At 63.3% G+C, this 11,224-nt stretch carries 11 protein-coding genes; all 11 read right to left on the reverse strand.

Annotated features, from left to right (window positions below):
• Nucleotides 1–175: 175 nt before the first annotated feature.
• Nucleotides 176–856, reverse strand: coding sequence for an HAD family hydrolase (locus ABWP92_RS13890; protein WP_502907538.1), 681 nt, complete (start codon nucleotides 854–856; stop codon nucleotides 176–178).
• Nucleotides 857–1,053: 197 nt separating this feature from the next.
• Entirely contained in the window at nucleotides 1,054–1,461 is a 408-nt protein-coding gene (locus ABWP92_RS13895) for a YchJ family protein (RefSeq protein ID WP_353235987.1), read from the reverse strand.
• Nucleotides 1,461–2,591, reverse strand: a complete 1,131-nt coding sequence (locus ABWP92_RS13900; RefSeq protein ID WP_353235988.1) for an acyl-CoA dehydrogenase family protein — start codon at nucleotides 2,589–2,591, stop codon at nucleotides 1,461–1,463. Before ABWP92_RS13900 ends, ABWP92_RS13895 begins: the two co-directional genes overlap by 1 nt.
• A 71-nt stretch (nucleotides 2,592–2,662) precedes the next feature.
• Entirely contained in the window at nucleotides 2,663–3,334 is a 672-nt protein-coding gene (locus ABWP92_RS13905) for an SDR family oxidoreductase (RefSeq protein ID WP_353235989.1), read from the reverse strand.
• A gap of 2 nt (nucleotides 3,335–3,336) precedes the next feature.
• The gene (locus ABWP92_RS13910) at nucleotides 3,337–3,963 is read right to left on the reverse strand and encodes a pyridoxamine 5'-phosphate oxidase family protein (RefSeq protein ID WP_353235990.1); all 627 of its coding nucleotides are present in this window, start codon (nucleotides 3,961–3,963) and stop codon (nucleotides 3,337–3,339) included.
• Complete coding sequence (locus tag ABWP92_RS13915; protein ID WP_353235991.1) at nucleotides 3,960–5,090, reverse strand: hypothetical protein; 1,131 nt, start codon at nucleotides 5,088–5,090, stop codon at nucleotides 3,960–3,962. Before ABWP92_RS13915 ends, ABWP92_RS13910 begins: the two co-directional genes overlap by 4 nt.
• A gap of 115 nt (nucleotides 5,091–5,205) precedes the next feature.
• Nucleotides 5,206–6,399: an acetyl-CoA C-acyltransferase gene (locus tag ABWP92_RS13920; RefSeq protein ID WP_353235992.1), complete on the reverse strand. Its 1,194-nt coding sequence runs from the start codon at nucleotides 6,397–6,399 to the stop codon at nucleotides 5,206–5,208.
• Between the two features lie 57 nt (nucleotides 6,400–6,456).
• Nucleotides 6,457–8,286: a bifunctional isocitrate dehydrogenase kinase/phosphatase gene (aceK, locus tag ABWP92_RS13925; protein WP_353235993.1), complete on the reverse strand. Its 1,830-nt coding sequence runs from the start codon at nucleotides 8,284–8,286 to the stop codon at nucleotides 6,457–6,459.
• A gap of 66 nt (nucleotides 8,287–8,352) precedes the next feature.
• Complete coding sequence (gene can, locus ABWP92_RS13930; protein WP_353235994.1) at nucleotides 8,353–9,015, reverse strand: carbonate dehydratase; 663 nt, start codon at nucleotides 9,013–9,015, stop codon at nucleotides 8,353–8,355.
• 64 nt (nucleotides 9,016–9,079) lie between these two features.
• Nucleotides 9,080–10,267, reverse strand: a complete 1,188-nt coding sequence (locus ABWP92_RS13935; RefSeq protein WP_353235995.1) for an isovaleryl-CoA dehydrogenase — start codon at nucleotides 10,265–10,267, stop codon at nucleotides 9,080–9,082.
• A gap of 151 nt (nucleotides 10,268–10,418) precedes the next feature.
• Complete coding sequence (locus ABWP92_RS13940) at nucleotides 10,419–10,829, reverse strand: MerR family transcriptional regulator (RefSeq protein WP_353235996.1); 411 nt, start codon at nucleotides 10,827–10,829, stop codon at nucleotides 10,419–10,421.
• Nucleotides 10,830–11,224 lie beyond the last annotated feature (395 nt).

Consider the following 11,224-nt stretch of genomic DNA (forward strand, 5'->3'; position numbering starts at 1 on the left):
CTCATCCCGATTGCACTCCAACGCGGCTGCGTAGAGATCGTAAACACGTTCTTAGAGCTGCTAACACGACCCAGCAAACCGAAGGTTTGCGATCGAGACGAGGCGCGAAGCCGCAGGCAGTACAAGCGTACGACAAGGCGAAGCAACGACGTATCGAGGGTTGTGTTAGCGGCTCTCAGCGGCCCGCCTGCGCCGCGGCCGCCAGCAGGGCGGGCAGCTCGCCCATGTGATCAAAGATGCGCGCGGCTCCCGCGCCCAGCAGATCGCCCGCCTGGGCATGCCCCTGATCGGAGGGGAAATACCCCCAGACCGTCGCTCCCGCGGCCACTCCGGCCTGCACGCCGGTGATCGTGTCCTCGATCACCAGACAACGCCCGGGATGGGCCTGCAAGGACGCCGCCGCGGCCAGGTACACGTCGGGAAAAGGCTTGCTGCGCGGAGTTTCATGGCCGCTGAACACCCTGCCGTCGAAATAGGGCGCAAGCCCGACCTTCAGCAACTGCATCTCGACCTTGGCGCGATCCGCGCCCGAAGCGCAGGCAATGCGCCCGCCAAACTGCCCGTGAAGGTCCTCGACGGTGGAAAGCGCGCCCTCGATCGCCATGAGTTCGGCGCCCAGCGCTTCATTGCGGCGCAGATAGAACTGCTGCAGCCACTCCTCGGTAAAGGGCTTGCCGGTCCGCGCTTCGATGAGGGGGGCCTGGCTGCGCACCGTCTTGCCGATGAATTGCTGAAGACACTCATGGGTGGTGATGGGCCAGCCGGCCTCGTTCAACATGTCGCGCAACACGCGATTGGTGATGGATTCGCTATCCACCAGCACACCGTCGCAATCAAACAGGACGGCTTCAAACATCGGATTCATCAGGTTGGCTCGCATTCTCAATCGCGCGTATCGCGCATCCGGGAAAGGCGCAGAAAGGCCGCGCGATGCGCCTCAAAGCGCAAGAGGCGCACCGCGCGCCTCTTTCCTCTCTCGCATCCCGTCACATCGGGATCATTATGCGGCAGCCCGGCCATTCATCGACAGCCCCGGGCCGGAGCCCGGGCAGCTCACAGCAGATCGCCGTCCACGTAATACCAGCGGCCACCCTCGCGCACGAAGCGGCTGCGCTCATGCATGCGCACCGCGCGCCCCGCAATGCGATAGCGCGCGACGAACTCCACCTCCGCAGTGTCCGGCCCCGTCTCCCGCGACTGCCTGATGGCAAGCCCCAGCCATCGGGCGCCGGGCTCGAAATCCAGCACCCCGGGCCGCTGCGCCGCATGCCATGTCGCGCGCAGATATGCGGCGTCCTCCAGGACGAAGGCGCTGTAGCGCGAGCGCATGAGCGATTCCGCATCCGGGGCCGGCGCCGTGTCAAAGTGCTCCAGATAGCGCCCGCAGCACCGGGAAAAATCCAGCACCCGTCCTCTGGCATCGGTACGGCCGCAAGGGCATGCGGCGGGTGATGAAAGCATCAGGCCAGGGCTCTTTGGATGATGATCTTCTGGACGTCGCTCGTGCCCTCATAGATCTGGCACACACGCACGTCACGGTAAATCCGCTCGACCGGGAAATCGCTCACCACGCCATAGCCGCCCAGCGTCTGGATCGCGGCGCTGCACACGCGCTCGGCCATCTCGCTGGCGAAAAGCTTGGCCATCGCGGCTTCCTTCAAGCATGGACGGCCGGCATCCCGCAGCGCGGCGGCATGCCAGATCAACTGGCGCGCCGCCTCGATCTGCATCGCGCAATCGGCCAGCCGGAATCCAACGGCCTGGTGGTTGAAGATCGGCGTACCGAAGCTCTCGCGCTCCTTGCTGTACTGCAGCGCGCATTCAAACGCGCTGCGCGCCATGCCGACGCTCTGCGCGGCGATTCCGATGCGCCCGCCCTCCAGCGCTCCAAGCGCGATCTTGTAGCCCTCGCCCTCCGCGCCGATGAGGTTTTCAGCGGGAATGCGGCAACCATCGAAGTTGATCTGCGCGGTGTCGCTGCTGTGCTGTCCCAGTTTGTCCTCGAGCCGCGCAACGATATAGCCCGGCGTACTGGTCGGCACGATGAAGGCGCTCATGCCTTTCTTGCCCGCGCCCTTGTCGGTCACCGCGATGACGATGGCGACATGGCCGTTCTTGCCGCTGGTGATGAACTGCTTGACGCCGTTGATCACGTATTCGCCGCCCTGCCTGACCGCCGTGGTGCGCAGCGCCGAGGCGTCCGAGCCGACATGCGGCTCTGTCAGGCAGAACGCGCCCAGCATCTCGCCACGCGCCAGCGGCTCCAGCCATTGCCTCTTCTGCGCCGCATTGCCGTATTTCATGAGGATGGCGTTGACGGGGCAATTGGTCACGCTGATTGCTGTGCTCGTCCCGCCGTCGCCTGCCGCGATCTCTTCCAGCACCAGCGCCAGCGACAGATAGTCCAGCCCCGCGCCGCCATGCTCCTGCGGCACGCAGATGCCGTATGCGCCGAGTTCAGCAAGACCCCGGTGCGTGTCGCGCGGGAAAAAATGCTCCTTGTCCCAACGCGCGGCATTCGGCCACAACTGTTCCTGTGCAAACTGTCGCACCGCATCGCGGATCATTTCCTGGTCTTCTGTGAGCAGCATCTTGCTTGTCTCTCTTGCTGTGTGGGTTGGTGAAATTTCAAATCATCCGGGTGGGCATCCGCCCGGCGCCATCACCAATGCGCGGCCCGGCGGCCGTCATGGTGCAGCAGTTGCCCCTTGTCTTGCGGCGTGAGCGACGCCAGTACGCTGCGCATGCCGCTCACGCTGTCCTCGAGCCGCACCGGCGCATCCTCGCCGCCCATGTCGGTTTGCACCCAGCCCGGGTCGATGGTGATCAGCGTCGCGCCCGGATAATCGTTCTGCGCGGCAGCCACCGCCATGTTCAGTGCCGACTTGCTCACACGGTAAAGCCACGCATTGCCGGCCTGCACGCTGCCGATCTGCGACATCGAGGAGGACAGGCAGGCGAGCACGCCGCCGGACTCCTGCAGCAGCGGCGCCACCTGGGGAATCACCTGCATGGCGCCCAGCACGTTGACGTGCATGACGGCATCGAAGTCCTCCAGCGACGGAGGCGTCAGCGCATCGTGCCTGCGGATCATGCCGGCCACGTACAGTGCGATATCGATCCTCTCGCCATCAAGCAGCCACGCCAGGCCGCTGACGCTTGCCGGCCTGGCCACATCGATCAGATGCACTTCAGCGCCGAGATCACGCAAACGCTCGCGCGCCGCATCGTCGCGCACGGTCGCAATCACCCGCCAGCCCATGCTCCGGTACTGGCGCACGAACTCCAGGCCAATGCCGCGCGACGCTCCAATCACAAGCACTGTGGATGACATGCTCAGCCCTCTCCCTGTTCCTCGACGATCTGCTTGCGATAACGGCGCAGCATGTCGTCCTGCGACTCCGGCTCCGCGCTCGCTCCTGTTTGCGCATGAATGATCTGGTTGAGCGTCGGCAGCTCGCCGCGCTCGATCCGCGCCATGGGATCCCATAGCTTCGAGCGCATGAGCGCTTTCGGACAATGCAGATAGGCCTCGCTCACCCGCACCTCGATCACCAGCCGGGGCAATTGGCGCTCGGCCTCGAAACGTTGAATGAACCCGGGCTCGTCGCGCAGCCTCGCCACGCCATTCACGCGCAGGGTTTCATCGACGCCCGGCACCATGAACAGCATGGCGATGCGCGGGTCCCGCAGAAGGTTGGTGAACGAGTCGAGCCGGTTGTTCCCGCCGGCATCGGGCACGAGCAGATGGTGCGCATCCGCGCATTTGACGAAGCCCCTGGGGCCGCCACGCGGCGAGGCGTCCAGCAGCGCGCCCTCGTCTCCAGCGGTGGCCAGCACACAGAACGGAGAAAGCGCGATGATGCGCTGGCAGTAGGCGTCGAGATGGTCCATCTGCTTGCGCACGGCACGCTCCGTGGGCTGCGCATACAGCGCGCGCAACTGTTCCAGCGTGGAGATCATGCCCGGCCTCCCTCGTCGCCATCGTCACCACCATCAGCATCGCGTGAATGAATGGCGGCATACAGCGCGAGGTACTCGCGCCATGAAGGATCGTAGGCCACCGTCAGCTCGCCAGGCAGATCGGGGGTGTATTCCGCGGCCAGTTCGTTGGCAAGCCGCGTGGCGTGCTCCACATCCTCCACATAGAAAGACGCCGTGCGCGAGCGCATGCCCTCCACGCGGGAGAATGCCAGGATGCCGCGCTGCCGCAGTTCCAGCTCCGTCTCCAGCGCGTCCTGCGCATCGCGCACCGCATCGAGCTCATCCTGATCGCCGAAGGGAAGGCTCCAGCTCAGGAAATAAGGAAAATCGGCCCGCGTGGCCACCGCGTTCGCCGAATCGTGGAACGAGAGCAGATCCGGCGGGTCGTCCTCACCCGCATCCCGCGCTCGCACTTCAAGCGACATCCAGCGGCCACTGCCCTCGCGGGGATACTCATAGGTGCGGCCCAGGTCCTCGCGCTGGAAGGCATCGAAGATCGGCGCGAATGCCGACAGCGGCTCGGCCCCCGCCACGCTGTCGGAAAACGCATCCACGAACTCCACCGGCCCGACCCGCACCGAAAAATCCCATTCGCCAAGCACATGGTCCAGCATGATGAAGGCCATGTGGCGCGCATGCTCCGCCATGTCCTGGGGAATGATTTTCTCGAACGAAAGCTCCAGGCCGACAATGCCGCCCGCATCATAGTGCGCGACGAGGACGTCGGAACACGACAGCTCGAAGCCATCCATGCGCATCGCAAAATCCCCGCCCGGCGAGCGGCTGCGAAAGGCGCGCACTTCGTAATGCTCCAGGCTCGGGGCATGGCGCGCCAGCGCCTGGACGTTCTCGAACTGGTCGATATTGCCGTGGGCCGTGACGATCAGCCGGGCACCCGGCTCCTTCGGACTGCCTTCGATCTCCAGAGCCAGCTCCGGGGCGTAGGGCTGCAGCATCTCGTGGGCGCGTTCGACGAATTCGTGCGGCTCCAGTTGCTCCAGCCCATCCAGCCGGCTGGAGAAATCGCGCCAGAACGCGGTGATCTGCTGCATGCCGAGCGGCGTTGCGCCCGCGTTGGCGCCATCGTGCTCAATGTCGTCGCTCATGCTGGTCTCCTGTGGAATGGGCCATGCGCGGGATTCGCATGGCCGTCGTTGCACATGGGCTCACTGTAAGGCAAAGCGACGGTGCTCCCCGCCCGGTCGCATGGCGCGCCGTACGTCAGACGAGTTCGATCGCCATGGCGGTGCCTTCGCCGCCGCCAATGCACAGCGTGGCCAGTCCCTTCTTCTTGCCGCGGGCTTTCAGCGCGTGAATCAGGGTGACAAGGATGCGCGCGCCGCTTGCGCCGATCGGGTGGCCCAGGGCGCACGCGCCGCCGTTCACGTTGACCTTCTCATGCGGAACATTCAGCTCTTTCATGAGCGCCATGGGCACCACGGCGAACGCCTCGTTCACCTCCCACAGGTCCACATCCTCGACCGTCCATCCGGCTTTCTTCAGCGCCTTCTGCGTCGCGCCCACCGGCGCCGTGGTGAACCATTCGGGAGCCTGCGCATGCGTGCCATGCGCCACGATGCGCGCCAGCGGCTTGCAGCCGAGCTGCCTGGCGGTCGACTCGCGCATCAGCACCATGGCTGCCGCGCCATCGTTGATGCTGGAACTCGACGCGGCGGTGATGGTGCCGTCCTTCTTGAACGCGGGCTTGAGACTCGTGATCTTGTCGAGCTTGGCCTTGGCCGGGCCTTCATCGACGCTCACCGTGACGTCACCCTTGCGGGTCTTCACCGTGACCGGCGTGATCTCGTCCTTGAAGCCGCCGCTTTCGGTCGCTGCCTGCGCACGCTTGACGCTGGCAATGGCGAACTCGTCCTGCTGCTCGCGCGTGAAGTGGTACTTGGCCGCGCAGTCTTCGCCGAACGTGCCCATGGAGCGGCCCGGCTCGTAGGCGTCCTCCAGGCCGTCGAGCATCATGTGATCGAAGATCTTGTCGTGGCCCATGCGGTAGCCGCCGCGCGCCTTCTTCAGCAGATAGGGCGCATTGGTCATGCTTTCCATGCCGCCCGAGACCATCACGTCGCGGCTGCCCGCAATCAGCTGGTCGTGCGCAAGGATGGTGGCCTCCATGCCGGCGCCGCACATCTTGGAGAGCGTCACCGCACCCGTGCTTTGCGGCAATCCACCCTTGAATCCCGCCTGGCGGGCCGGCGCCTGGCCCTGGCCCGCCATCAGGCAGTTGCCGAACAGAACCTCCTCCACCTGCTCGGGCTTGATCCCCGCGCGCTCCACCGCCGCCTTGATGGCCGCGCCGCCCAGGTCGTTGGCGGACAACTCGGCGAAATCGCCCTGGAATGCGCCCATCGGCGTGCGCGCGGCGCTGACGATGACGACCGGGTCGTTGTGTTGCTGGCTCATGTCTATCTCCTTGAAGTTGAGTGTGGAATGAATTCGTTGGATTGAATGGACCGCGTCTCAGGGCGTGGCTTCGCGCTTGCGCTGCGGCGCATGGCCCGCGTGCAGGCGCCGCTGGGCGTCATACGGAAAAACGTCCAGCATGTGGCCTGCCTGAATGCGCTCCTTGTGCGACTGCCAGAACCGCGGGTCGAGCAGGTCGCCATGATGGCGCATGAAGACTTCACGCACCGCATCGTTGCCAAGCAGGAAGGGGGCGAAGGTTTCGGGAAATACGTCGCGCGGCCGTACCGCGTACCAGATCTCGCCGGACATCTCTTCCTCTTCGTTGCGCGGCGCGGGCACGTGGCGGAAGTTGCAATCGGTGAGGTACTCGATCTCGTCATAGTCGTAGAACACGACCTTGCCGTTGCGCGTGATGCCGAAGTTCTTCCACAGCATGTCGCCCGGAAAGATATTGGCCGCGACCAGGTCCTTGATCGCATTGCCGTATTCCACGACCGCGTCCGACATGCTGCGGCGGGCCTGCGCATCATCCATGCCCTTGTCGAGGCATTCCTGCAGATGGATGTTAAGCGGCACGAGCCGGCGTTCGATGTAGAGATGGCTGATGATGACTTCCTGCCGGCCATCGCCGTCACGGTCGCTGATTTCCAGCTGGCTAGGTGCGAACTTCCTGATTTCCTCGATCAGCTCGTCAGAGAAGCGATCGCGTGGAAACGCGACCAGGCTGTACTCCAGCGTATCGGCCATGCGCCCCACGCGATCGTGCTGCTTGACCAGCAGATACTTGCCCTTGACCTGCTCGCGCGTGGTTTCCTTTTGCGCCGGAAAGCGATCCTTGATGAGCTTGAACACATACGGGAAGCTCGGCAGATCGAACACCAGCATCACCATGCCCTTGATGCCCGGCGCAATGCGAAACTTGTCGCTGGAGTAGCTGAGGTGATGCAGAAAGTCCCGGTAGAACAGCGTCTTGCCCTGCTTGCCGAGACCGAGGGCGGTGTACAGATCGGAGCGCGGCTTACGCGGCATGAGCGTGCGCAGAAAGTGCACGTAGGCGCTGGGCACCTCCATGTCGACCATGAAATACGCGCGCGCAAAGCTGAACAGGCCATGCATGTCATCCTCGCCGAACAGCGCTGCGTGCAACAGCAGCCTTCCATGCCCATCGTGGAGAATGGGCACCGATAGCGCAAGCTCGGTATAGCCGGTGATGATCTTGCCGACAAGGTATGCGCCCTTGTTCCGGTAGAACAGGTTCGACAGCACCTGGATCTGGAAATTCGCGCGCAGCGTCAGCCCTTCCAGCCGGTTGGCAATGCGGCGGGCAAGCAGGTGCACGTCGCGCTCCAGGTCATCGAACGGGCATTGCAGGTGAAGCTGCTCGAACAGCTCCCGCAGGATGCCGGGCAGCCTCTCCAGCGTTTGCGGGTAGTAGGCGCGGTAGGTCGGCAGCGCGCCTGGCGCGCGGCTTTGCAGGTACTCCGTGCTCACGGCGGGGCGCACGAAGATGAAGTCGTTCTGGAAATGCGTGCGATGCAGTATCTTGGTGGTGACCGAGTTGAAAAACGTCTCGGCCAGTTCGGGCTGCAGGTGCTCCACCATCAAGCCGATATAGTGCAGCTTCACCTGCTGCCACACGTTCATGGGCAGCCCGCCCGCAGCGAACTCCTTGTCCAGCCGCAGCACGCACTCCTTGACGCGCAGGTCGTAGAACTCGATACGTTCACGTTGCGCGCGCTGCTGTCCGCGCCAGTCCTGCGTCTCGAAGCGATGCTTGGCGCGCGCGGACTCGGCGCGAAAGAGCTTGTAGTGCCGGTTGAAGCCATCCATCATCGCCTTGGCGATGTCATAGGCCTGCGGGGCATCCAGGCGTTGCGGAAACATGGATGGGTGCCTTTGCCTCGTTGCGGGCCGCGACGGCACGGGGCCGGCGCAGTCCGCATCACGCGGTCAGCCGCGCTTGCGGGAAGCCACCCCCGCAACGGCGGTGGCATGCACTTCCGCCAGGCCGCCCACGCCAGGCACCGTCATGTGCAGGTTCGTGATCAGGCCGTTCTTGATGCTGTAGCACCAGCCATGCAGCGTGACCTTCTGCCCGCGCGCCCACGCATCCTGCATCACGGTGGACTGCGCCACGTTGACGACCTGCTCGATCGAGTTGAGCTCGCACAGCGCATCGTGGCGCCATTGCGGAGAGATCGATTCAAGCAGTTCGACATGCTTGTCGCGCACGTCGCGCACGTGGCGAGTCCAGTTGTCCACCAGACCCAGGCGCAGGCCTTCGAGAGCCGCCAGAACGCCGCCGCAGCCATAGTGCCCCACGACCATCAGGTTCTCGATCTTCAGGTGATCCACCGCGTACTGGATCGTGGACAGGCAGTTCAGGTCGCTGGGCACGACCACGTTGGCCACGTTGCGATGCACGAACACCTCGCCGGGCTCGAGACCGGATATCTGGTTGGCGGGAACACGGCTGTCGGAACAGCCGATCCACATGTACTTGGGCTTTTGCTGCGCCATCAGCCCGGTGAAGAAGCCGGGCCGCTCACGCTCCACCTGCTCGGCCCACTCGCGGTTGTGGACAAACAGCTGTTCGATGGAGTTGGTGCTCATAGGGCAATCCTTTTTGTTTGCGGATGAAAGATGGCGCTGGCGCCGTGCGTGGCAAACGGTGTTGTCAGCAGGTTTCGGCGAACAACTCGCGGCCAATCAGCATGCGGCGGATCTCGCTCGTGCCCGCGCCAATTTCATAGAGTTTCGCATCCCTCCACAAACGGCCGAGCGGATACTCGTTGATATACCCATTGCCGCCATAGATTTGCACGCCTTCGCCCGCCATCCAGGTCGCCTTCTCGGCACACCACAGGATGACGCTGGCGCAGTCCTTGCGCACCTGACGGACGTGCTCGGATCCGAGCAGATCGAGATTCTTGGCGACCGTATAGGCGAAGGAGCGCCCTGCTTGCAGCACGGTGTACATATCCGCCACCTTGCCCTGAATGAGCTGGAACTCGCCGATGCTCTGGCCAAACTGCTTGCGATCGTGGATGTAGGGGACCACGTTGTCCATGACGGACTGCATGATGCCCAGCGGGCCTCCGGTCAGGACGGCTCGTTCATAGTCCAGGCCGCTCATCAGCACTTTCGCGCCGCCATTGACCTGCCCAAGCACGTTTTCCGCCGGCACTTCCACGTTGTCGAACACCAGCTCACCCGTATGGCTGCCGCGCATGCCCAGCTTGTCGAGCTTCTGCGCGATCGAGAACCCCTTCATGCCTTTCTCGATCAGGAAAGCCGTCACGCCACGCGCTCCCAGCTCGGGCTCGCTCTTGGCATAGACCACCAGCGTGTCGGCGTCGGGACCATTGGTGATCCACATCTTGGTGCCGTTGAGCAGGTAATAGCCACCCTTGTCCTCGGCCTTGAGCTTCATGCTGATCACGTCGGATCCGGCACCCGGCTCGCTCATCGCCAATGCCCCCACATGCTCGCCGCTGATCAGCTTGGGCAGATACTTGGCTTTCTGCGCCTCATTGCCATTGCGATTGATCTGGTTCACGCAGAGATTGGAGTGTGCGCCATACGACAGGCCGATGGAAGCGCTGGCACGCGAGATTTCCTCCATCGCGATCATGTGCGCGAGATAGCCCATGTTCGCGCCGCCGTATTGCTCGGGCACCGTGATGCCAAGCACACCCAGCTCGCCAAACTTGCGCCACAGGTCCATGGGAAACTGATCCGTGCGATCCGCCTCGGCGGCGCGCGGCGCGATCTCGGCTTGTGCAAATTCACGCACCGCGTCGCGCAACGCATCGATGTCGTCGCCGAGTTGGAAATTCAGACCGGGCAGATTGGCAAGGCTCATGGTTTGTCTCCGAGACATTTGAGATGTTGAAACGACGGACGGATCCGGCAGGCGGTGCGGCCACTGGATATGCTCCCGGCCTGCTTCATCGTGTCACCCCGCAACATGCAGAGTGAGAGTGTAAATATTACATATGACGTTTACGTAAACGTCAATTATCACTGATTTCAGCTTCGCAACCCAGGCGCTGCAAGTGAGCCAGTGCTTCCTTTTCATGCTCGCGGATCTCATCCAGATTGGCCTGCAGATCAGTCATCTGAGCTTCGAGCTGCTTGCGATGCTGCGCGAGCACCTCCAGGAACTTGCGCAGCTGATTGCCGGTATCACGTGGGCTGTCATACAGATCAATGATTTCCTTGGCCTCGGTCAGCGACAGACCCAGGCGCTTGGCACGCAGTGTCAGCTTGAGCCGCGTGCGATCGCGGGGGCTATAGACACGGCTGCGGCCACCGGGCCCGGTTCGATCAGGACGCAGCAAGCCCATGTCCTCGTAAAAACGCATGGCGCGTGTCGTGAGGTCGAACTCTTTCGCAAGGTCACTGATGGTGTAGGTCGTACCCATGGGTTGGATTTTGGTGAAGTAGGGAGCATCCGCCTGGCAGCGCGCGGCGTCTCCAGTTGACGTAAACGTCAATATATCCCAGAGTGGATCAAGCCAGCATCAATTTGAAAATTTGTCCGCTCTTGACGCCAACTTGGCACACCCTGCACCATCGCAGAATCAGAAAGTACAAATCATGTACGGGCAGGCCTCCCATCGGCAGGTCCCGGAGCAAAAAATACGCAAGAACCCGGCATGCATACGGCATGCGTACGAGCCACCTCGCAATCCCCGGCCATCAGGCAAGTGACGACTGCGAGCGTGGAGCGGGGGTGGTTTTGCAGCGCGAAGCTGCATCTGATCAGGCAGCGAACGCGAATACCGTGCTGGGAGGTTTTTTTTCTGTGCGGGGTAGT

Source organism: Diaphorobacter ruginosibacter, assembly GCF_040396215.1.
In the GTDB taxonomy this organism is placed as follows: domain Bacteria; phylum Pseudomonadota; class Gammaproteobacteria; order Burkholderiales; family Burkholderiaceae_C; genus Diaphorobacter_A; species Diaphorobacter_A ruginosibacter_A.